Here is a 22739-nt window from a genome sequence, read left to right as displayed (position 1 = left end):
TCGAACTATTATCGGTCTCCCGTGCGGGCCCGGGACGTCGAACGGGCCGCTCCCCCTGCGAGGGGAACGGCCCGTTCGACACGAGGTAATCGGCGGGGTGCTCAGTGACGCCGGAGTTCCGCCACACGCGTGGGGACCTCGAGGGCCGTACCGCCGAGTTCGTGGACCACCGGCTGCGTGAGTTTGAAACGCTTGATGGCCCGCTTGGCCTTGACGATCTCGTCCTGCACCGAGGCGCCCTTGAGCGCGAGCAGCCGGCCACCGGGGCCGAGCACGGGAGTCACCCATTCGATGAGGACCTGGAGGGACTTCACCGCCCGCGCCGTCGCCACGCTGAAGATCTCCTCGTCCTCGAGGTCCTCCACGCGGGCCCGGACGATCCGGACGTTCTCGAGCCCGAGATCCTCGACGACCCGGGTGAGCCACTCGACGCGGCGCTCCATGGGCTCGACGAGCACGAAGCGCGTGTGCGGGCGGGCAAGGGCGAGCGGAATGCCGGGCAACCCGGCACCGGACCCGATGTCACCGACGACGTCGTCGTCCCCGAGGAGTTCGGCGACCACCGCGCAGTTGAGCACGTGCCGCGTCCACAGGCGCGGGAGTTCGCGCGGACCGATGAGACCCCACTCGACACCCGTCGTGGCGAGGTGCTGGACGTACGCCCGCGCCTTCTCGATGGAGGAACCGAACACCTCGGCGGCGAAGGCGGGCTCGCTCTCGAGGACCTCGAGGTCGGCGCCGTCCGCCCCGGAGTCCACTACGGCGTTCGCCTCTCGGTTCACGGCGTCGCTCATGCGGGGTTGATGACCACCCTGCGCTGGTCACCCTCTCCCTCCGACTCGGAGGACAGACCGGCCTTCGCGACCTCGTCGTGGACGACCTTGCGCTCGAACGAGTTCATCGGGTCGAGCCGGTGGGGTCGACCGGACTCCTTCACGTCCTCGATCGCGGTGCGGGCGAGGGCCCGGAGGTCGTTCCGCCGCTTGTCGCGGAAACCGTCGATGTCGAGGACGAGCCACGAGCGCTGCCCGGTCTGAGTCTGCACCGCGAGGCGGCTGAGTTCCTGCAGGGCCGCGAGGACCTTGCCGTCACGGCCGACGAGCGTGCGCAGGTTCGAGTCCTCGTCCTCGCACACGATCGCGACCTGCGCGCGACCGTCGACGACATCGATGTCGATGTCACCGTCGATGTCCGCGAGATCGAGGAACTCCTCGAGGTAGTCGGCGGCGATGTCGCCCTCCTCCTCGAGGAGCTGGGACCGACTCGGACGACCGGAATCGGGCTGCGCCTCGGCCGGGGTCCCGTCCGATGCCGGTGCCACGACCGTGGGGTCCGCCGATTCCTCGGTGGAGGGCTCGGAGATGGTGTTCTCACTCATGCCAGGTCCTCTTACTTCTTCTTCTTTTTCTTCTGCCGGGCGCGTCCCACGGGCTGCTGACGCTGGCCCGAAGTACCCGCCGAACCGGTCGATCCCGACGGCACACCGCCGTCGGTGGATTCGGGGTCGTCCATGGCGAGCGGCTTGGCGCCGGGCAGGGGCGACTTGCCCTTGCGCGCACGGCGTTCCATGAGCTCCTTCTCGGCCTTGGAACCGGGTGCCGGCATGTTGCGGATGACGATGCCCTGCTGGACGAAGGTCCACGCGTTGGAGACCACCCAGTAGACGAGCACACCGACCGGGAAGTAGACGCCACCGACGGCGAACACGATCGGCATGATGTAGAGCAACATCTTCTGCTGCTGCATGAACGGGTTGTTCATGGCGGCCTCGGACATGTTCTTCGACATCATCTGCTTCTGCACGAAGAACTGCATGAGGCCCATCGCGATGATCATCACCGCGGTGAGGATCTTGATGTCCCAGCCCTCGGTGAGACCACCGCTCGTGAGGAACGTCGAGGAGAACGCGACACCGAAGATCGACGCCTCCTCCGCCTGGTGCGCGAGCGCCTGGGTCAAACCACCGATCGGCTCGATGTTCCCGAGGGCGATGCCCTGCATGTTGAAGATGACCCGGTACAGCGAGAGGAAGATGGGCATCTGCACGAGGAGCGGCAGGCAGGAGGCCCACGGGTTCGTTCCGTGCTTCTTGAAGAGCGCCATCTGTTCCTCGGCCATTGCCTGGCGCGAGAACTGGTCCTTCTTGCCCTTGTACTTCGCCTGCAGCCGCTGGATGTCCGGCTGGATCAACTGCATCTTCCGCTGCGCCTTGATCTGGTAGACGAACAGCGGGATGAGGACGGCGCGGACGACGACCGTGAGGCCGGCGATCGACGCCACCCAGGTCCACCCACCGGCGGGGTCCATGCCGATCGTGGTGAACAGAGTGTGGAAGATCGCCAGGATCCATGCCACCACCCATTGCAGTGGCATGAGAATCGTGTCGAGGAAGCCCATTCAGTCTCTCCTTGACCGCAGGGTCACAGCGGTCGTCGTGTGCGTATCCCGGTACATTCTGCCACCCCGGGGCATCGGGCCCGGAGCCACGGGCGAGGAGCACTGCGCCGAGGCGAGCGCGGGGGCGGCGGTTGTCACGGAGTACGTCGGGTGGTCGGTCGGTGAAGTGGTTCGGCGCTCGGATCGCCGATGATCCCGCGGGACCGCAGTTCGGCGCTGCGGCGGTCCATGAGCGAGCCCGGGACGTGGTCGACGCCTCCGGGGGAGAAGGGATTGCAGCGGAGCAGGCGCCAGACGGTGAGAAGGGTGCCACGGACCGCACCCTTCACCTCGAAGGCGTCGAGGGCGTACTTCGAGCAGCTCGGATAGTACCGGCAAACCTCCCCGTAGAGAGGGGAGATCAACCTGCGGTAGGCACGCATGAACCACACGAAGGGCATCCGAGGCGCCAACCGCAGTGCCCACCACACCCGTTCCGTCGCGGAGGACGGGGCGGGCGGGAGGGAACTCGGGGTGTCCTCACCGGCGCGCACGGGCGGGCTTCTTCGCAGGATCCCGGGCGATCCGCAGCGAGCGGTCGACGACCTTCTCGAGTTCCGCGAAACTCGCTCCGGCTGCGGCCGGCAGCGCCCGGACGACGATGCGTTCCGCGGGTTCGAGGCAGTCGAGGCGCGCGTGGAGGATCTCCCGCAGGCGCCGCTTCACGCGGTTGCGGACCACCGCATTGCCGACGGCCTTGGAGACGACAAAACCCACGCCGGGGGCGTGGGATTCGTCGTTCGTCCGCAGATGGTGGAGAACCAGTTCGCGCGAACCGACCTTGCGGCCGGTGCGGAACACCCGGCGGAAGTCCTCCGGATGCCGGATCCGGTTCCTACCGGGCAGCACGATCAGGCAGAGAGCTCAGCGCGGCCCTTGCGGCGGCGTGCAGCGAGGATCGCGCGGCCGGCGCGGGTCCGCATGCGGAGGCGGAAGCCGTGGGTCTTCGCGCGGCGGCGGTTGTTGGGCTGGAAAGTACGCTTGGTCACTTCGATCTCCGTCGGTAGTCGTTGTCGGACGGCTGTTGCCGTCACCACGTCCGTTGCTTCGACCTCTGCTCCGATCACGAGGACCGAGCAACAGGGCCGGGCTTCAGGTTGCGCTGCGCGGAACGCTCGTCGAGGAACGAACGGTTCGCGCGGGACCTGTGCCTCAAGACCCCGGGGAAGCTCCGTCTCACAGTCACATCCCACGGAAGGTGCCTCGGAGAATCCTCGGCGAGGAACTCTCAGGGGCGGCGTGGATGCGACGCATGCAACGTTCAAACGCTTGCGGACCCGCAACACAGGACACTCAATCCTAGACGTCCCGCGCCTGCCCGGTCAAATGGGACGAGGGCCACTCTCCCGCGCCATCTCGGGGATCGCGTGCGGTCCACACCCCACCCACAGGCCGTCCACACCTCACTGTGGATCGAGGATCCACAAACTACACACATGTGTTTTCCACAATCCACATGCACACGTGTGGATGAATCCGGGCCTCTCGTCGCATCGCTCCACAAACTGTGGAAAACTATGTGGATGCTGTTCGCGGATTATCCACACTGTGGGTGAACCCGCCGCACGGAGAGACTGTGGAGGAGAACGAGTGAGCGACGAGCAGACAGAACTCATGGAGTTGTGGCGGACCGTTCTGGCGCAGCTGCAGAACGACCCGGGTATCAACGCTCATCAGAAGGGGTTCCTCTCGCTCGCGGTGCCGAAGGCGCTCGTCGGCGGGAACCTCGTCGTCCTCTCGGTCCGGGACGAGCTCACCCGGAGCACCTTCGAGAAGAACCTCCGGGGCCCGCTCTCCCGCGAGTTCTCCGCCGCTCTCGGCCAGGACGTCACCTTCGCGATCGCCGTCGAACCGGACCTCGAGGTCCCCCTGTCCGTCTCGGACCCCCACACGTCCGCGGCTGCCCGCGCCCCCCGGCCCGAGGCGCCCGAACCCGCGCTCGATCCCCGACCGCACGTGCCCGGCCCCGAGGCCGCTACGCCGGCCCCCGCCCCGCCGGTGCCCGCGGCGGAACCCTTGCCCGCCCAGCCTCAGGGCGCCTCGGTCCCGGTGCGGACCGGACCGGTCCCGACGGTGCGGGAGGAACCGGCGGCGCGGGCCCAGACCGGGCGCGGTCTCGACGAGCTCAATCCCCGCTACACCTTCGACACCTTCGTCATCGGTGCCTCGAACCGCTTCGCGCACGCCGCGGCCTTCGCGGTCGCCGAGCAGCCGGCGAAGGCGTACAACCCGCTCTTCATCTACGGGGACTCGGGTCTGGGGAAGACGCACCTGCTCCACGCGATCGGCCACTACGCCTCGCAGCTGTACCCGAACATCAGCGTGAAGTACGTGTCGAGCGAGGAGTTCGTCAACGACTTCATCAACACGATCGGCAGCTCGACGACCTCGAACTCGCTCCGCCCCGCGTTCCAGCGCCGTTACCGCGAGGTCGACATCCTCATGATCGACGACATCCAGTTCCTCCAGGGCAAGGACGCGACGGTCGACGAGTTCTTCCACACCTTCAATGCGCTCCACAACGAGCACAAGCAGGTCGTCATCACGTCCGATCAGCCGCCGAAGATGCTCAAGGGCTTCGAGGAACGTCTGCGCTCCCGGTTCGAGTGGGGACTGCTCACGGACGTCCAGCCGCCGGATCTCGAAACGCGTTTCGCGATCCTGCGGAACAAGGCCGCCGGCGAGAACCTCCGGGTCCCGGACGACGTCCTCGAGTACATCGCGTCCCGCGTGTCCTCGAACATCCGCGAACTCGAGGGAGCGCTCATCCGCGTCACCGCGTTCGCGAACCTCAACAACCAGCCGATCGAGGTCGGGCTCGCAGAGACCGTGCTCCGGGACTTCATCACCCACGAGGACACCCCGGAGATCACGGCGGCGGACATCATGGGGCAGACCGCCTCCTACTTCCATCTCACCCTCGACGACCTCCGGGGGTCCAGCCGCTCCCGGACGCTCACGACCGCCCGGCAGATCGCGATGTACCTGTGCCGTGAACTCACGGACCTCTCCCTGCCGAAGATCGGGCAGGAGTTCGGAGGACGCGACCACACGACGGTCATGCACGCGAACAAGAAGATTCGAACGCAGATGGCCGAGCGACGGGCGCTCTTCACGCAGGTCACGGAACTGACAAACCGCATCAAACAACAGCATCGGCTCTGATTCGAGTTATCCACGGCTGTGGACAAACCTGTGCGTAACCGGGTGGAAACTGTTGGCGCCTGAATGAACATCATTCACGGGGCATGTGGACGCATGTGAATCCCGGGGAATCGGGTGCACAGGCCTCCACGGGCGTCCTGGAGCGGGTGCACACTCCGTCCACCGGTCGCCGGAACCACTTGGCCGCGGTATTCCTGGGAAGTAGAGTGGTTGTCCACAGGATCCACAGGGGCTACTACTACTGCTGAATCCTTCAAGGAGGCGAAAAGGGCCGCGCCGCTCATTGCCGGAAGGCATCGAGGTCGAGGGGTGTTCGGTTTACCGAACGCGCGTTTCCTCGGGCCTGCCCGTATTCGAACACCCGGTCACGGTGGTCCTTCCGGAGCCTTTCGTCCTCCCGTCTCCGCATGAGAACGTGAGGTGTCCTCGGATCACGTTCTGCACGTCTTTGCAATTCGGCGCGCCGGATCACAGGGGTATAAAGTTCTTCAAGCCGGAGCCCGTCGCCGACCCCGCAGGAGAGCCGTGAACGCCGAAACCACCGTGAAGTTCAAAGTCGAACGCGATGTGCTGGCCGAAGCGGTCACCTGGACGACGAAGAGCCTCCCGCAGCGCCCGGCCGTTCCCGTTCTCACCGGCATCCTCGTGACGGCCGAGGCCGGCGGGACCGTTCGCCTCGCGGTGTTCGACTACGAGGTCTCCTCGCGGGCGGAGATCGCCGCCGAGGTGGAGACCCCCGGTACCTTCCTCGTCTCCGGCAAGCTCCTCGCCGAGATCTCCAAGGCCCTCCCGAACCAGCCGGTCGTCCTCGAGCTCAACGGTGCGAAGGTCGACCTCACGTGCGGTTCCTCCCGGTTCTCACTCATGACCATGCCGGTCGAGGAGTACCCCAGCCTCCCCGTCGTCCCCGAGCCCACCGGTGTCGTCTCCTCCTCGGCGTTCCAGCACTCGGTCGCCCAGGTGAGCATCGCGACCTCGAAGGACGAGACCGTGCCGATCCTCACGAGCGTCCGGGTCGAGATCGAGGGCAACACCGTGACGCTCCTCGCCACCGACCGGTACCGCCTCGCGGTCCGGGAGTTCCTGTGGAACCCCGTCCGCCCCGACATCTCCGTGAATGCGCTCGTGCGTGGCAAGACCCTCTCCGACGCCGCCCGGTCGATGGGTGGGGACGTGCAGATCTCCCTCGCGGAGTCCGGCGGCAAGGAGATGCTCGCGTTCTCCTCGAACGGTCGGGTGACGACGTCCCTCCTCGTCGAGGGCGACTACCCGAAGGTGCGGTCCTTGTTCCCCAAGGAGGCGACGATCAGCGCGGTCGTGGAGACCGCAGCCCTCCGGGAGGCCGTGCGCCGCGTGTCCCTCGTCGCCGAGCGCAACACCCCGATCAAGTTCGAGTTCACCGAGGGTGCGCTCGTGCTCCGTGCCGGCGCCGGTGACGACGCCCAGGCGACCGAGTCCCTCCCCGTCGCACTCGTCGGCGGCGACATCGTCACGGGCTTCAACCCCCACTTCATCTCCGAGGGCCTCGCCGCGATCGACGAGCCCTACTGCCGCTTCTCGCTCACCGAACCGAAGAAGCCGGTCGTCCTCACCGGCCAGCAGGAGATCGACGGCGAGTACGACCCCTCGTACCGCTATCTGCTCATGCCGATCATCAGGTTCTGATGTGGGTTTCGCAGCTCGCACTGCGTGATTACCGCTCGTACACCTCGCTCGATCTGAGTCTCGAGCCGGGCATCACGACCTTCGTCGCTCCCAACGGGTGGGGGAAGACGAACCTCGTCGAGGCGATCGGGTACCTCTCTCAGCTGCGCTCGCACCGGGTGTCGCAGGACCTCCCGCTCGTGCGCACCTCCGCGTCCGAGGCGGTCGTCTCCGCGAAGGCCCACCGCGGCTCCCGACACGTCACCGTCGAGGTGACGATCCGCGCGAAGGGCGCGAACCGGGCACGCATCAACCGCAGCCCGGTACGCACGCGGGAACTGCTCGGGCTGCTGCCGTGCGTCGTCTTCGCTCCGGAGGACCTCTCGCTCGTCAAGGGCGATCCGGCCGATCGCCGGGACTACCTCGACACCCTCCTCGTCGCACGGTCCCCGCGGATGGCGGGAGTCATCGCGGACCTCGACCGCGCACTGCGACAGCGGAACGCGCTGCTCAAGAGCCTGCGCGCGGAACCGAATCCGGGACTCGAGTCCACTCTCGAGATCTGGGACGTCGCGTTCGCCCAGGCCGCGGCCCAGCTCGTCACCGGGCGGCTCCGTCTGCTTCGCGACCTCCGCGAGCCCCTCGTCGAGTCCTTCGCGTACATCGCGGCCGACGCCCGCGCCGCCCGCCGGGACGTCGGCGCGGAGTACTCCTCCCGCATCGACTACTCCGCGGTGGACGTCGAGGCGCCCACCGCGGTGGCCGAGACCGAATCCCTCGTCGTCGAGGCGCTCCGTTCCCGCCGCAGGCCGGAGATCGACCGCGGTCTCACCCTCGTCGGGCCGCAGCGCGACGACGTCCTCCTGTCGATCGGCGCGACACCGGCGAAGGGCTACGCCTCGCACGGCGAGAGCTGGTCCCTCGCCCTCGCGCTCCAGCTCGCGGGCTGGGAACTCCTCCGTGCAGGTTCCCTCGACCCGGCGGATCAACCGGTCCTCGTCCTCGACGACGTCTTCGCCGAACTCGACTCCGGGCGCCGCCGCCGTCTCGCGCAGAAGGTCGAGGAGGCCGAACAGGTCCTCATCACCGCAGCCGTCGCCGGTGACATCCCACCGGAGCTCTCCGGTGCGGTCGTCGATCTCGAAGCACTCACCGGAGCCGGGGAGGTCCCCGGCACCACGGAGCCCCCGGTGGCACCGGCGGAGGGGCCGGACGTCGGGGAGCCCGGTGGCGCCTCGGCGGACGGGCGGGTGGAGGAATGACACACCCGCCGGCCGAACCGGGGAACGCCGAGGTGCCGCTCGCGGAACTCGAGGCGCTCGACCGGGTGCGCCGCATGGCGGAGACGGAGTTCCGGCCCGTGTACCGGGGACCGGACCGGAACATCGCGCTCGGTGCCGGAACCGCGGTCGAGCCCGTGTACTCGGGGTCGCGGGACGACCCTCGGGATCCGCAACTGCTCGGTGCGTCGATGGACCTCGTGAAGAAGTCGCATGGCTGGGGCACCTCGCTCGACGTCGGTTCGGTCATCGGTCGGTGGAGCGAGCTCGTCGGGGAGGACGTCGCCGCGCACTGCACGTGCGAGAAGTTCGAACCCCCCGTGCTCGTGGTGCGGGCCTCCTCGACGACGTGGGCGACGCAGCTGCGGATCATGCAGGTCGCCCTGCTCGACCGGCTCGAACGCGAACTCGGATCGCGCGTGGTCGAGACGCTCGAGATCCTCGGTCCGATCCAGAAGTCGTGGAAGAAGGGACGCCGCAGCGTCGGCGGGCGGGGCCCCCGCGACACCTACGGGTGAGGCGTTCGTACCGGGCGGTCATCAGAACGCCCACAGGAGCGTTCGGGACCCCGGCGGACGAGTGGATACTCGTGTTCCACCCCGAAAACACGGAAAAACCGGCCGCATGCGCGTCTCAGAGGGATCGGAGAGTCGCGAGGCGGTAGAATTCCGGGTGGAATCGTCCATCGACAAGGAGACCCGGTTTGAGTCCAGAGAACGAGGGACCGGAACACGGCACCGCACCCGTCGGGAGCGCGGCCGACGGCATCGAGACCACCGGTACCGAGGCCGCCGGCGGTGAACTCGCAGGGGCGGAGAACGTGGGACCGGGCAAGGTCGAACACGGTTACGACGCCGGCGACATCACGGTCCTCGAGGGCCTCGAGGCCGTCCGCAAACGGCCGGGCATGTACATCGGGTCCACGACGGAACGCGGTCTCCACCACCTCGTCTGGGAGATCGTCGACAACTCCGTCGACGAGGCGATGGCCGGCTACTGCGACACCATCGACGTGACGATCCTCGAGGACGGCGCGGTGCGCGTCGTCGACAACGGTCGCGGTATCCCCGTCGACCTCCACCCGACCGAGGGCGTGTCCACCCTTCAGGTCGTCCTCACCGTGCTCCACGCCGGCGGCAAGTTCGGCGGCGGCGGGTACGCGGTCTCCGGCGGTCTCCACGGCGTCGGCTCCTCGGTCGTGAATGCACTGTCGGTGCGCCTCGACGCCGAGGTCCACCGCGACGGCCACGTGTGGCGGCAGAGCTTCCGCCGCGGCGCCCCGACCGGCGAGGTCGTCAAGGGCGAGGCGACGGACCGTACCGGCACGACGATCACCTTCTGGCCGGACGACCTCATCTTCGAGACCACCGACTTCAACTACGAGACCCTCCGGGCACGGTTCCAGCAGACCGCGTTCCTCAACAAGGGCCTCACGATCTCCCTCACCGATGAGCGTCCGGTCGAGGACCTCGACGCGCTCGACGACAGCATCGAGGTCACCGACGACGACGCCCCGAAGGCCGTGAAGACCCGCTCGGTCACGTACCTGTACGAGAACGGTCTGCTCGACTACGTCAACTACCTCAACTCCGCGAAGAAGGTCGAGGTCGTCCACGAGGACGTCATCGCCTTCGAGGCCGAGGACAAGGACCAGATGATCGCGGTCGAACTCGCGATGCAGTGGACGACCGCGTACTCGGAATCGGTGCACACCTACGCGAACGCGGTGAACACCCACGAGGGCGGTACCCACGAGGAGGGCTTCCGCACCGCGCTCACGAGCCTCATGAACAGCTACGCGCGCGAGCAGAAGCTGCTCAAGGAGAAGGACCCGAACCTCACCGGTGACGACGTCCGCGAGGGCCTCACCGCCGTCATCAGCGTGAAGCTCGGCGAACCGCAGTTCGAGGGGCAGACGAAGACGAAGCTCGGCAACTCCGAGGCGAAGACCTTCGTCCAGCGCGTCGTGCGCGACGAGTTCGGTCACTGGCTGGAGGCCAATCCGGCACAGGCGAAGGAGGTCATCCGCAAGGCCATCCAGGCGGCGACCGCCCGGATGGCAGCCCGGAAGGCCCGTGAGGCCACCCGCCGCAAGGGGCTGCTCGAGAGCTCGGGCATGCCCGGCAAGCTCCGGGACTGCCAGTCGAAGGACCCGAGCCTCTCCGAGATCTTCATCGTCGAGGGCGACTCCGCAGGAGGTTCCGCGGTGCAGGGCCGCGACGCCATCCACCAGGCGATCCTCCCGCTGCGCGGCAAGATCCTCAACGTGGAGAAGGCCCGCCTCGACCGGGCTCTCGGCAACAACGAGGTGCAGGCGCTCATCACCGCGTTCGGCACGGGGATCGGTGAGGAGTTCGACGAGTCGAAGCTCCGGTACCACAAGATCATCCTCATGGCGGATGCGGACGTCGACGGCCAGCACATCGCGACCCTGCTGCTCACGCTCATCTTCCGGTACATGAAGCCGCTCATCGAACACGGCTACGTGTACCTCGCGACGCCCCCGCTGTACCGCCTCAAGTGGAGCAACCAGCCCCACGACTACGCGTACTCCGACGCCGAGCGCGACGCACTCCTCAAGGAGGGGAAGGCGAACGGCAAGCGCCTGCCGAAGGAAGCCGGTATCCAGCGGTACAAGGGTCTGGGCGAGATGAACTACTCGGAGCTCTGGGACACCACCATGAACCCGGAGCACCGTCTGCTCAAGCAGGTCACGCTCGACGACGCGATCATCGCCGACGAGGTCTTCTCGGTGCTCATGGGCGAGGACGTCGAGTCCCGCCGCAAGTTCATCCAGGAGAACGCGAAGGACGTGCGGTTCCTCGACATCTGAGGACGCTCTTCCGACACCGGATCCGTACCTGACGACGTCCCCGGACGCACTGCCGAAGAACGCACTGCACCGTGCGGCCGCGCCCACCGGCCGGCCCGCGCCCAGACTCACGAGGAGCACTTTCCGAAGTGGCCGACGAAACGAACATTCCAGAAGAGAACATGGCGGAGGAGCCGATGTCCGGCGTCCTCGCCCAGCGCATCCAGCAGGTCGATCTCAACAGCGAGATGCAGAGGTCGTACCTCGACTACGCGATGAGCGTCATCGTGGGGCGTGCACTGCCCGACGTCCGTGACGGACTCAAGCCGGTGCACCGCCGCGTGCTCTACGCGATGTACGACGGCGGGTACCGGCCCGACCGCGGGTTCAACAAGTGCTCGCGCGTCGTCGGTGACGTCATGGGCCAGTACCACCCGCACGGCGACTCCGCGATCTACGACGCCCTCGTGCGCCTCGTGCAACCGTGGGCCATGCGGTACCCGCTCATCGCCGGTCAGGGCAACTTCGGGTCCGCCGGTGACGACGGGGCCGCGGCACCGCGATACACCGAGTGCAAGATGGCTCCGCTCGCACTCGAGATGGTGCGTGACATCGAAGAGGAGACCGTCGACTTCCAGGACAACTACGACGGCAAGAACCAGGAGCCCGTCTACCTGCCCTCGCGGATCCCGAACCTCCTCGTGAACGGTTCCGCCGGTATCGCGGTGGGCATGGCGACGAACATCCCGCCGCACAACCTGCGGGAGGTCGCCGCGGGCGCCCAGTGGCTGCTCAGCCACCCCGACGCCAGCCGCGAGGAGGGCTTCGAGGCGCTCCTCGGGATCATCAAGGGACCGGACTTCCCCGGTGGCGCGACGATCCTCGGGCGCAAGGGCATCGAGGACATGTACCGCACCGGCCGCGGTTCGGTCACCCAGCGCGCGGTCGTCGAGGTCGAGGAGATCCAGGGTCGTACCTGCCTCGTCGTCACCGAACTGCCGTACATGGTGAACCCGGACTCGCTCGCCTCGAAGATCGCCGGCTACGTCAAGGACGGCAAGGTCGCCGGCATCGCCGACCTCCGTGACGAGTCCTCGGGTCGTACCGGTCAGCGTCTCGTCATCGTGCTCAAGCGCGATGCCGTGGCGAAGGTCGTGCTCAACAACCTCTACAAGCACACCGATCTGCAGTCGAACTTCTCGGCGAACATGCTCGCGCTCGTCGACAACGTGCCGCGCACCCTGCCGCTCGACTCCTTCCTCCGCCTGTGGGTCAAGCACCAGGTCGAGGTCATCGTGCGACGCACCACCTTCCGCCTGCGCAAGGCCGAGGAGCGCGCACACATCCTGCGCGGATACCTCCGCGCGCTCGGAGCGCTCGACGAGGTCATCGCCCTCATCCGGCGGTCGCCGAACTCCGACGAGGCACGGACCGGCCTCATGGAACTCCTCGGTGTCGACGAGATCCAGGCGAACGCGATCCTCGACCTCCAGCTGCGCCGCCTCGCAGCGCTCGAGCGCCTCCGGATCGAGGAGGAGGCCACGCGCATCGAGGAACTCATCAAGGACTACCACCACATCCTCGAGACCCCGGCCCGGCAGCGGGAGATCGTCTCCGAGGAGCTCGACGAGATCGTCGACCGCTACGGCGACGACCGCCGCACCCGGATCCTCGCCGGATTCGACGGGGACGTGTCGATGGAGGACCTCATCCCCGAGGAGGAGGTCGTCGTCACCATCACCCGTGGCGGGTACGCGAAGCGCACCCAGACCGCCCAGTACCGCGCACAGCACCGCGGCGGCAAGGGCATCGCGGGAGCCAAGCTGCGCGGCGACGACGTCGTCGAACACTTCTTCGTCACCTCGACCCACAACTGGTTGCTGTTCTTCACGAACACCGGCCGGGTGTACCGCGCCAAGGGGTACGACATCCCCGAGGGCTCGCGGGACGCGAAGGGTCAGCACGTCGCGAACCTGCTCGCGCTGCAGCCGGGCGAGGAGATCGCCCAGGTGCTCTCGGTGAAGGACTACGAGGCGGCCGAGTACCTCATGCTCGCGACGAAGAGCGGCCTCGTGAAGAAGACGCGCCTGACCGAGTACGACTCGAACCGCACCGGCGGCGTCATCGCGATCAACCTCCGCGAGATGGCCGACGGCAAGCCCGACGAGCTCGTCTCGGCGCGACTCGTGGGCTCGGAGGACCATCTCCTCCTCATCTCCCGCAGCGGCATGTCGATCCGCTTCGCCGCGGACGACGAGACGATCCGCCCCACCGGACGTGCCACCTCGGGCGTCACCGGCATGAAGTTCAAGGACGAGGACCAGCTCCTCACGATGGACGTCATGCACCCGGACACGTACGTCTTCGTCGTGACCGAGGGCGGCTACGCGAAGCGCACCCCGATCGGGGAGTACCGGCTCCAGGGCCGTGGTGGCTACGGCATCAAGGTCGCGAAGGTGACCGAGCAGCGTGGCGACCTTGCAGGTGGTCTCATCGTGCGCGAGGGTGAGGAGGTGCTCGTCGTGATGGAGAAGGGGAAGGTCGTCCGATCCGTCATCGACGAGGTGCCGGCGAAGGGACGCAACACCATGGGCGTCGTATTTGCCAAGCCCGGGAAGGGCGACCGTATCATTGCCGTAACCCGCGGGCCGGAGACCTCCGAGGACGAACTGTCCGAGGACGAGGAGAGCGCCACTCCGGTCGATTCCCCCGAGGCGCCCCTGACGTCCGAGACGTCCGAGAGCTCGGAGGAACCCACCGCGCAGACCGAGACCGCTACCGGTGTGGTCGAGACCGAAGGTGACGAACAAGAGTGAGTGAGAACGAGCAGAAGCCCGCGACGAAGGTGATCCGGGCGTCGTCCGGAGGTACCCGACTCACCGCAGGTGGTCCTTCCACGTCGTCGTCGGGCCAGAGCTCGGGCCAGGATCCGAAGACCGGTGGAGGAGCGAACAAGGACTCCGCCGGCGCGAAGACCGGCACGAAGCCCTCGGGCGCACAGACCACGCCGACCACCGGTTCGGGGCCGAAGCCCACGACGGACTCCGCGCCCACGAAGGCCCAGCCCCGTGTGAGCGGGGATCGGCCGACGGCACGGACGGGTTCCGGGCCGTCCGCTCCGGCAGCGCCCACCTCGGCTCCGTCCGCGGGCGCGTCCGCGGGATCGGCGAAGCAGGGTTCCGCTCCGCAGTCCGCCTCCGCGAAGGCGAAGCTCGGCGGCGCGGCCGATGTCATGAACAACGCGGTCCGGGCGACCTCGGGCGGCGTGAAGATGGGCCTCGGGAAGACGGCCCAGAAGAAGGGTCCGCGTACCGTCAAGCTGCAGGTCTCCTCGATCGATCCCTGGTCGGTCGCGAAGATGGCGGCGCTCATGTCGCTCGCGATCTGCATCGTCACCGTCGTCGGCTCGATCGTCGTGTGGCTCGTGCTGCAGGCGACCGGCGTTCTCGGTGAGGTCCAGACGACTCTCGGTGAGATCGCCGGCACCGAGAGCGCGGAGGAACTGCTCGGCTTCGTGAGCCTCGGCAACGTGTTCTTCGTGTCGCTCGTCGTGGGTGTCATCAACATGGTGCTCATGACCGCACTCGCCACGCTCTTCGCGGTGCTCTACAACATCGGTTCGGCGATCGTGGGTGGCCTCCACCTCACGCTCACCGACGACTGACCTCCGTCCGGGCATCCCGCCCGGCGTCCCCCGGCCCNCCGGTTGCGTCTGTGCGACTCCCGGCGGCTCCCGCGCGCAGTGGCGCGGGGCGCGGGAGGGGCGGCGGGCCGCCTGTGGGAAACTGGGCTCATGAGCTTCGAACCAGGAACCCTCGGCACCCCGCTGTCCTCCGGTGCCACACGTGTCATGCTGCTCGGTTGCGGTGAGCTGGGCAAGGAGGTCGCAATCGAACTCCAGCGCCTCGGCGCGGAGGTCATCGGCGTCGACCGCTACGAGAACGCGCCGGCCATGCAGGTCGCCCACCGGTTCCACGTGGTGTCGATGCTCGACGCCGAGGCGCTGCGGAAGGTCATCGAGCTCGAGCAGCCGGACGTCATCGTGCCCGAGATCGAGGCCATCGCGACCGAGGTCCTCGCGGAGGTCGAGGCCGCCGGGAACGTGCGGGTGGTCCCGACCGCGCGGGCCACACAGCTCACGATGGACCGTGAGGGAATCCGCCGTCTCGCGGCCGAGGAGCTCGGGCTGCCGACCTCGCCGTACCGGTTCGTCGAGTCACTCGAGGAGATGCGGGCCGCGGTCGAGGCCGTGGGGATCCCGTGCGTCGTCAAGCCCGTCATGTCATCCTCGGGCAAGGGACAGTCGACGGTGAAGACCGCCGAGGACATCGAGAAGGCCTGGGACTACGCCCAGAAGGGTGCGCGGGCCGCGGCGAGCGAGGGTGCTGCCGTCCGGTGCATCGTCGAGGGCTTCGTCGAGTTCGACTACGAGATCACGATGCTCACGGTCCGCTCCGTGTCCGGCACCGTGTTCTGCCCGCCGGTCGGTCACATCCAGGTCGACGGCGATTACCGGGAGTCGTGGCAGTCCGCGCCGATGAGCGATCTCGCTCTCGAACGCGCGCAGGACGTCGCCCGCACCGTCACCGATGCACTCGGCGGTTGGGGACTGTTCGGTGTCGAGCTCTTCGTCGTCGGTGAGGAGGTGCTCTTCTCCGAGGTGTCCCCGCGCCCGCACGACACCGGGCTCGTCACGCTCGTCTCGCAGGACGTCTCCGAGTTCGGTCTTCACGCACGCGCGGTGCTCGGGTTGCCGGTGCCGCAGCCGGCGACCATCGGCGGTGACGCGGTCGGTCAGGGTGCGGCCGCCTCGTGCGCGGTGCTCGCGGAGGGCACGGGTGTGCCGGAGTTCGCCGGCCTCCAGGACGCGCTCGCGGTGCCGACGGCGCAGGTGCGTCTGTTCGGCAAGCCCACGGTCGACGGCAAGCGCCGCGTGGCCGTGGCGCTCGCGCGCGGCGCGGACGTCGACGAGGCCCGGGCCCGGGCCCGGGAGATTGCCGCAGCACTGCAGACCCGCCTCGTCTGAGGGCTCCGCCCCCGCCCGAGGTGCCTTGTCCTCGGGCGGGGACGGCACCTCGGGCTCCTCGCTCCAGGGGACCGGATCGCGTGCAGATCAGGGGCTCGGAGTCGAGTGCGTCACACTTCCCGGAAACGGCCGATTCCGGTTTTGCGGAGGCGTGGACGTGAGGCTATAGTTATTTCTCGTTCGCCTGATCGGTGGAAGCCGAACGGGGAGCACATACGGGCCTATAGCTCAGGCGGTTAGAGCGCTTCGCTGATAACGAAGAGGTCAGAGGTTCAAGTCCTCTTAGGCCCACAGAACCATGTGGAACGGAGAGATTCGTGAAAAGATGGTTCGCCCCGATCGGCCTCGTGGTCGCAGCGGTGGGAGTCCTGTTCGGACTTCGCTCCAAGCGGCAGCGCGGACACCGGGAATGGTCGCGGTACACGGACCGGATCGAGTGAACGCTCCGGATCCTGAACGCGGTACACACACGCATACGGGGGTATGGCGCAATTGGTAGCGCACCTGCTTTGCAAGCAGGGGGTTAGGGGTTCGAGTCCCCTTACCTCCACAGAATGAGAGTCCCGACCGGTGTTCCGGTCGGGACTTCTTCGTTGTCGGGGTGGTGTGCCGATGCGAGGCCGCCTGCTGCTCCCGCGGTGTTTCTTCCTCCGCCCCGAAGGCGCTTCTTCCGGCTTCTGCGAGGCTGTGCGCGGGACCGTTTCACGTGAAACGCCGGCGGCTCCCGTTTCACGTGAAACCACTTCGTGTGGTGGTTCTCCGGATCCCTCGCTCCGTTCGAAATCGATCCTGAACGACCGCAGGGAAAGCAGCGCTTTCTCTCGCCTGGGCCTTGAAGGGCCCAGTCAATTCTGGTGGGGTGGAGTCATGTCGCTCCCTCCGGAGTTTCCCGTTCCCGGGTCCACGCGGAGGGGTCTCGCACAGAGAGGGTGAAGAACGTGACTGTCCCAGCAGGATCAGACCAGCAGAAACCCCTGAGTGCCGAAGACACGACACGCACCCGGACCGAGTTCTCCGCGGGCCCGCAGACTGGTCGTGACGGCGGACTCGACATCGGCAGCATCGAGACCCTGAGTTCCCAGCTCGCGGAATCCATCGGCGCGATCCTCTCGCGGCGCGGGGAATCCCTCGCGGTGGCCGAATCGCTCACCGGCGGGCAGATCTCCACGACGCTCGCAGCGGTCCCGGAGTCGTCGGACTGGTTCGCCGGCTCCGTCGTCGCCTATCGACCGGAGACGAAGTTCCGGATCCTCGGTGTTCCGGAGGGCCCTGTCGTCACCGAGGAAGCCGCACGTGTCATGGCGGAAACCGTCGCGGAGCGCATGGGAGTCGAGTACGCGGTCGCGACGACGGGGTCCGGCGGTCCCGAGCCCCAGGAGGGCGAGGAACCCGGCACGACCTGGATCGCGGTGACCGCGAACGGGAACACCGAGGCGAGTCTTCACGAGCTCTCCACCGATGACACCGAACGGATCGTCGCACTCACGGTGAACACCGCTCTGCAGGCGGTGCACAACGCCCTGCAGGAGCGGGCGAGCGAGGACACCGAGCACGTCCACGGCGCCGCGGGCGAACCGCCGGACTGAGCCGTCCCCGGTGGATTCCCACCGGCGAACGAACCGGGACCGTTCAGGTACCGGGGGCCGACCAGCAGTGCAAGTGAACGAGGAGGACAGGAATGACAGATCAGCTCACCTTCCAGAACCCGGTCACCCGATTCCCCGACATCTCTCCCCCGATCCAGGACCAGCCCGAACCCGGACTCGACCAGGAGCTCGCCCCGCAGGCCGATCGCGGTGAGACGAGCTACCGCGGGACGGGGCGCCTCGAGGGGCGCAAGGCACTCATCACCGGCGCGGACTCCGGGATCGGTGCGGCCGTCGCCATCGCTTTCGCCCGGGAGGGCGCTGACGTGGCACTCTCCTACCTCCCCGCCGAGGAGGAGGACGCGCAGGAGATCAAGACGCTCGTCGAGGAGGCCGGTCGGAAGGCATTCCTCTTCCCCGGCGACCTCAGCTCTCGCGAGGTGTGCGTGGACCTCGTCGCGAAGACGGTCGAGGCGCTCGGTGGACTCGACGCGCTCGTGAACAACGCCGGCCGGCAGATCGCGGTCGAGGACATCGCGGACCTGCCCGACGAGCAGATCGTCGACACCTACGAGACGAATATCATCGCGATGTTCCGCATCTGCCAGGCGGCGATCCCCCACATGCCGCCGGGATCCACGATCGTGAACACGACCTCGATCCAGGCGTACCAGCCCTCGACGCACCTCCTCGACTACGCGTCGACGAAGGCGGCGATCAACAACTTCACGAAGGGTCTCGGACAGCAGCTCGCACCCAAGGGCATCCGCGTGAACGGCGTGGCTCCCGGCCCGGTCTGGACGCCGCTGCAGGTGTCCGACGGCCAGCCGAAGGAAGCGCTCCCCGAGTTCGGCAAGCAGACGCCTCTCGGCCGCGCCGGTCAGCCGACCGAGATGGCACCCGCCTTCGTCTTCCTCACCTCGGCGGAGTCGAGCTACGTCATCGGTGAGACGGTCAATGCGAACGGCGGCATGCCCTCGCCCTGAGGGATCTGCCCCTCCCCCGAACGCCGAGGCGCCCACCGGCGACCGAAGGTCCCTCACCTCTTCGTCGAGGAGGGGGATCGGCGGAGCCGGGCGGGCGCCTCGGCTCAGTGTGTGATCTGCATCACTCCGGAAGCGACGCGTCGACCTCCCGAAGGGCCTCGGCGGACGAGCGGAGAAGCTCGAGTTCCTCCGCATCGAAGGGGGTCTCCCGGACCGGGAAGGCACCCGAGGCGTTGACGATCGACGGTACGGAGAGTGCTACTCCGGAGATGCCGTGGAAGTCGTCGAGGACCGTCGACACGGGGAGGACGGCGTTCTCGTCACGGAGGACCGCCTCGGCGATGCGCACGGCCGAGAGGCCGATCGCGTAGTTCGTCGCCCCCTTGCCCTCGATGACGCGGTAGGCGGCGTTCCGGACGTCGTCGGTGAGTTCCTGCATGTGGGCGCGGGTGATGGGCTCGTGGCCCGGCCTGCGCCAGTCCTGGAGCGCCACGGGACCGATCGTGGCGCTCGACCACAGGGCGAACTCCGTGTCGCCGTGCTCGCCGACGATGTGCGCGTGGATGGAGCGGGCGGCGACTCCGGTGCGGGCCGCGAGCAGCCAGCGGAGGCGGGAGGTGTCGAGCACCGTGCCCGAGGCGAAGAGGCGTTCCGGGGCGAGTCCCGTCCGGCGGACCGCGCGCATCGTGAGGACGTCACAGGGGTTCGTGACGATGACGAACACCGCGTTCGGGGCGGCCTCGACGAGTTGCGGGATCATCGTGTCGAAGATCCGGGCGTTCGTGCCGATGAGCTCGAGGCGGGTCTGGCCGGGGTTCTGTTTCGCGCCGGCGGTGACGATGACGACGTGGGAGCCCTCGACGGCCGAGAGGTCCGCTCCCCCGATGATCGAGGAGGAGCCGGTGAACATCGTGCCGTGCGCGAGGTCGAGGACCTCGGCCTCGGCACGGGGCGCGTTGATGTCGTAGAGGGCGACGGTGCGCGCGGCCCCGCGGATGAGCGCGGCATACGCGACGGACGAGCCGACGCTCCCGGCGCCGACGACGGTGATCTTCGAGTTCTCGATGACGGCCATGGCACCAGTCTTGCGGTGTTCGTGGCGGCGGGGAAGAGGTGCCTCCCGGCGATTCGTGCGGAGCCGTCCGATCGGCCGGCCCAGGGGCCCGGCACCGGCTCTCGCCAATGGATTCGTGGAGGGTAAACGAAACGCTTGGCATTCCGCGGAATGCCAAGCGTTTCGTTTACCTCTTCAGAAGTGTGGGAGGCGGGGTGCCTCGGCCTCAGATGGGGCCTCCGGGGAGGACCTCAGGCCTTCGAGCCCTCGGAGGACTCGGTGCCGGACTCGGGGTCAGCCGCGGAGTCCTCGGCGGCGTCGAGCTTGGCGGCGGGCACCGGGGCGTCCGTGACCTTGGGCTCGGTGCCGGTCAGCTGGCTCGCCTTCGAAGCCGGGGTCGAGCCGACGGGGCGGGCGTCCGCGGGACGGTTGCCCGGCAGCGGGGTCGACCACGGGTCGTCGACCGGCTGGAGCTTCTTGAAGACGAAGTAGCCGATGCCGGCGAGGCCCGCGACGCCGAGCACGAGCGCGGTGGTCTTCCCGAAGCCGAAGCCCTTCTTCTTCGCCGGCATCGCGAGGGCGGCGGCCGGAGCAGCGGCCGCGACGGGTGCGGCGTTCTCGGCGGCGTGCGCCACGGAGTCGCCCGCCTTCACGAGGGCCTCCTTGGCCTTGTCGACGATCGCGGTGTCCCCGGTGACGCGGGTGGCGAGGTTGTTGACGAACTCCGGGGTCTCCGCGGACGACAGGCGAGCGGCGGCACCGGCAGCAGCTGCACCGGCTCCGGCGCGGGCGGCGTCGATCTGCGGAGCGGCCTTCTCGCTCAGTTCCTGGATCCGGCCCTCGAGTTCGTGCACTTTCTCCTCCAGACGGGGGCGCACCTGGTCCGCCACGGTGCGCAGGTAGTCGGATGCTTCCTTGACCTTCGGAGCGGCTGCGGCGGTCCCCGCTCCGACGGCGGCGTTCGCGCGCTCGAGCAGCGGACCCGACGCCTCGAGGGCGGACGCGGAACCGGACCGGACGGCCTTGGAGACCGCCTGGACGACGTCCTGCACCTCGGCGAGGATCTCCTTGGCGGGCGCGGACTGTGCGGGCTGCGCTTTCTCTGTCTTCGTGAAGAACATGTCACCCTCCATGAGGTCGTGGACTTGCGTTCGGTCGACCGCGGACCGCGCACCCGGGTGGGCGCTGCACCCGGGTGCTGTGCTCCCGGGTGGGCTGTGCTCCCGCACGGCCGGCGGGGCGTCGCAACGTGTGCGGCGTCACCACGGTCGGTTCCGTCCCAGTCTAGGGGCAAGGGGCGACCGCGGTCCCCTCCGGGCTCCTGCGGTGTTCCTGACTCCCCCGTGGAAGAATGGGGGTCATGAGTATCGCAACGCAGCAGGTCGTCCTGCACACCAACAAGGGTGACATCACCCTCAACGTCTTCGGCAACCACGCGCCGAAGACCGTCGCCAACTTCGTCGAGCTCGCCGAGGGCTCCCGCGAGTTCATCGACCCGCAGACCAAGGAGAAGGTGACCCGCCCGTTCTACAACGGCCTCGGCTTCCACCGCATCATCCCGCAGTTCATGATCCAGGGCGGTTGCCCGCTCGGCACCGGCACCGGCGGCCCGGGATACGTCTTCGACGACGAGATCCACCCGGAGCTCCAGTTCGATCGTCCGTACATCCTCGCGATGGCGAACGCCGGCATCCAGATGGGCCGCGGCACCAACGGTTCGCAGTTCTTCATCACCACCGTTCCCACCCCGTGGCTCAACGGCAAGCACACGATCTTCGGTGAGGTCGCCGACGACGAGTCCAAGAAGGTCGTCGACGCCCTCGAGGCCGCCCCGACCGGCATGATGGACCGCCCGAAGGAGCCCCTCGTCATCGAGACCGTCGAGGTCCTCCCGAAGGCCTGAGAGAGCGCAGGCCGCACGAGATCATGACGGAACCGTCCGACGACTCTTCCGTTCCCGAGGCGCCCCACGGCACCCGGCATCCCGCCGGGTCCGGCGGGGCGCCTCGGCGTTCCGGGGCCCGGCAGCGCCGGGGATGGTTCACCGGCGGGGTGTTGGCGCACGCCCCGGTGAGCCTCGTGGTGCTCGCGGTGACCGTGCTCGTCTGGGCGCTGCAGTGGGTACCGTTCGCGGACGTCCAGGGCCGCCTGGCTTTCGTGCCGGCGTTCGCCGCGGTGGAACCGTGGAGAGCGGCCACCGTGGCCCTCGTCCACGCGATGCCCTCCCCGTGGCACCTCGTGTTCAACATGATGGGCGTCGTCTTCTTCGGTGGCTTCGTCGAACGCGCGATCGGGCACTGGCGGTTCGCGGTGCTCTACGTGCTCGGCGCGATCGGCGGTTCCCTGGCCGTGTGGCTGCTTGCCGACCCGGTCTCGCCGGACTGGTGGGTCATGCACGTGGGCGCCTCCGGTGCGGTGTTCGCCCTCGTCGGGCTCCTCCTCGTGCCGAGCCGGGCGCTCGACCGCAACATCGGCGGCGTCCTCGTGTTCGTCGCCCTCAACGCCGCGTACGGCTTCCTCAGCCCGGGGATCTCCTGGGAGTCGCACCTCGGCGGGCTGGTCACCGGTTTCGTGCTCGGGTGCGTGTTCGTCCCGTGGGCGGCGGCGGATCGCCGCCGGAGGGCCCGCCGGCAGGCCGGGGGCTGACGGACTGAGGCGACGGGTCGGTCCGAGGCGACGGATCCATCCGAGCCGTGGGGCGCCTCGGCGGACCCGAGAGCCCGGTGCCGCCCCGGCGAGCCCGGCCGGGA

At 68.1% G+C, this 22739-nt stretch carries 21 protein-coding genes and 2 tRNA genes; 15 read left to right on the top strand and 8 right to left on the bottom strand.

Annotation, left to right across the window (positions count from 1 at the left end; all coding sequences use genetic code 11):
• Positions 1-101: 101 nt before the first annotated feature.
• The 6 genes from rsmG to rpmH all read right to left on the bottom strand — a co-directional run bounded on the left by rsmG (position 102) and on the right by rpmH (position 3425).
• Positions 102-794, bottom strand: a complete 693-nt coding sequence (gene rsmG, locus ABD172_RS00705; protein ID WP_344305978.1) for a 16S rRNA (guanine(527)-N(7))-methyltransferase RsmG — start codon at positions 792-794, stop codon at positions 102-104.
• Entirely contained in the window at positions 791-1378 is a 588-nt protein-coding gene (locus ABD172_RS00700) for a Jag family protein (RefSeq protein WP_344305975.1), read from the bottom strand. Before ABD172_RS00700 ends, rsmG begins: the two co-directional genes overlap by 4 nt.
• 11 nt (positions 1379-1389) lie before the next feature.
• A complete protein-coding gene (yidC, locus tag ABD172_RS00695; protein ID WP_344305970.1) occupies positions 1390-2397 on the bottom strand; it encodes a membrane protein insertase YidC in 1008 nt (335 codons plus the stop codon).
• Positions 2398-2531: 134 nt separating this feature from the next.
• On the bottom strand, positions 2532-2930 hold the full coding sequence (yidD, locus tag ABD172_RS00690; RefSeq protein ID WP_425546629.1) for a membrane protein insertion efficiency factor YidD: 399 nt from the start codon (positions 2928-2930) through the stop codon (positions 2532-2534).
• On the bottom strand, positions 2917-3285 hold the full coding sequence (rnpA, locus tag ABD172_RS00685; protein ID WP_344305968.1) for a ribonuclease P protein component: 369 nt from the start codon (positions 3283-3285) through the stop codon (positions 2917-2919). Before rnpA ends, yidD begins: the two co-directional genes overlap by 14 nt.
• Positions 3286-3287: 2 nt before the next feature.
• The gene (gene rpmH / locus ABD172_RS00680; protein WP_043601468.1) at positions 3288-3425 is read right to left on the bottom strand and encodes a 50S ribosomal protein L34; all 138 of its coding nucleotides are present in this window, start codon (positions 3423-3425) and stop codon (positions 3288-3290) included.
• 625 nt (positions 3426-4050) lie between these two features.
• On the opposite strand from rpmH, the gene dnaA reads away from it, so the two are divergent.
• The 13 genes from dnaA to ABD172_RS00615 all read left to right on the top strand — a co-directional run bounded on the left by dnaA (position 4051) and on the right by ABD172_RS00615 (position 18935).
• On the top strand, positions 4051-5601 hold the full coding sequence (dnaA, locus tag ABD172_RS00675) for a chromosomal replication initiator protein DnaA (protein WP_344306168.1): 1551 nt from the start codon (positions 4051-4053) through the stop codon (positions 5599-5601).
• Between the two features lie 525 nt (positions 5602-6126).
• Entirely contained in the window at positions 6127-7266 is a 1140-nt protein-coding gene (gene dnaN, locus ABD172_RS00670; RefSeq protein ID WP_344305964.1) for a DNA polymerase III subunit beta, read from the top strand.
• On the top strand, positions 7266-8507 hold the full coding sequence (gene recF / locus ABD172_RS00665) for a DNA replication/repair protein RecF (protein ID WP_344305963.1): 1242 nt from the start codon (positions 7266-7268) through the stop codon (positions 8505-8507). Before dnaN ends, recF begins: the two co-directional genes overlap by 1 nt.
• Positions 8504-9043 (top strand): DciA family protein, encoded by a 540-nt coding sequence (locus ABD172_RS00660; protein ID WP_344305962.1) that lies wholly within the window; start codon positions 8504-8506, stop codon positions 9041-9043. Before recF ends, ABD172_RS00660 begins: the two co-directional genes overlap by 4 nt.
• Positions 9044-9345: 302 nt before the next feature.
• Positions 9346-11358 (top strand): DNA topoisomerase (ATP-hydrolyzing) subunit B, encoded by a 2013-nt coding sequence (gyrB, locus tag ABD172_RS00655; protein ID WP_344306166.1) that lies wholly within the window; start codon positions 9346-9348, stop codon positions 11356-11358.
• Between the two features lie 161 nt (positions 11359-11519).
• Positions 11520-14153 (top strand): DNA gyrase subunit A, encoded by a 2634-nt coding sequence (gene gyrA, locus ABD172_RS00650; protein ID WP_344306164.1) that lies wholly within the window; start codon positions 11520-11522, stop codon positions 14151-14153.
• Positions 14150-15001 (top strand): DUF3566 domain-containing protein, encoded by an 852-nt coding sequence (locus ABD172_RS00645; RefSeq protein ID WP_344305961.1) that lies wholly within the window; start codon positions 14150-14152, stop codon positions 14999-15001. Before gyrA ends, ABD172_RS00645 begins: the two co-directional genes overlap by 4 nt.
• A gap of 129 nt (positions 15002-15130) precedes the next feature.
• On the top strand, positions 15131-16363 hold the full coding sequence (purT, locus tag ABD172_RS00640; protein ID WP_344305960.1) for a formate-dependent phosphoribosylglycinamide formyltransferase: 1233 nt from the start codon (positions 15131-15133) through the stop codon (positions 16361-16363).
• Between the two features lie 217 nt (positions 16364-16580).
• Positions 16581-16654: transfer RNA gene (locus ABD172_RS00635), tRNA-Ile, on the top strand.
• A gap of 26 nt (positions 16655-16680) precedes the next feature.
• Entirely contained in the window at positions 16681-16803 is a 123-nt protein-coding gene (locus ABD172_RS00630; protein ID WP_344305959.1) for a hypothetical protein, read from the top strand.
• A gap of 37 nt (positions 16804-16840) precedes the next feature.
• Positions 16841-16913: transfer RNA gene (locus tag ABD172_RS00625), tRNA-Ala, on the top strand.
• A 388-nt stretch (positions 16914-17301) separates the two neighbouring features.
• The gene (locus ABD172_RS00620; protein ID WP_344305958.1) at positions 17302-17949 is read left to right on the top strand and encodes a CinA family protein; all 648 of its coding nucleotides are present in this window, start codon (positions 17302-17304) and stop codon (positions 17947-17949) included.
• Between the two features lie 92 nt (positions 17950-18041).
• Positions 18042-18935 carry an SDR family oxidoreductase gene (locus ABD172_RS00615; RefSeq protein ID WP_344305957.1) on the top strand — a complete coding sequence of 298 codons (894 nt, stop codon included), beginning with the start codon at positions 18042-18044 and terminating at the stop codon, positions 18933-18935.
• A gap of 121 nt (positions 18936-19056) precedes the next feature.
• Here ABD172_RS00615 and ABD172_RS00610 read toward each other — a convergent pair whose 3' ends face one another.
• Positions 19057-20010 (bottom strand): L-lactate dehydrogenase, encoded by a 954-nt coding sequence (locus ABD172_RS00610; protein ID WP_344305956.1) that lies wholly within the window; start codon positions 20008-20010, stop codon positions 19057-19059.
• A gap of 230 nt (positions 20011-20240) precedes the next feature.
• Positions 20241-21110: a hypothetical protein gene (locus ABD172_RS00605; RefSeq protein ID WP_344305955.1), complete on the bottom strand. Its 870-nt coding sequence runs from the start codon at positions 21108-21110 to the stop codon at positions 20241-20243.
• Between the two features lie 239 nt (positions 21111-21349).
• Between ABD172_RS00605 and ABD172_RS00600 the strand changes: the two genes are divergently transcribed.
• Entirely contained in the window at positions 21350-21892 is a 543-nt protein-coding gene (locus ABD172_RS00600; RefSeq protein ID WP_344305954.1) for a peptidylprolyl isomerase, read from the top strand.
• 23 nt (positions 21893-21915) lie between these two features.
• A complete protein-coding gene (locus ABD172_RS00595) occupies positions 21916-22635 on the top strand; it encodes a rhomboid family intramembrane serine protease (protein WP_344305953.1) in 720 nt (239 codons plus the stop codon).
• Positions 22636-22739: the final 104 nt, after the last annotated feature.

Origin of the sequence: Brevibacterium samyangense (genome assembly GCF_039529845.1) — a bacterium.
Lineage (GTDB): Bacteria > Actinomycetota > Actinomycetes > Actinomycetales > Brevibacteriaceae > Brevibacterium > Brevibacterium samyangense.
Note: the sequence above shows the minus strand (reverse complement) of the source record. Positions and strands in the feature narration are given on the sequence as shown.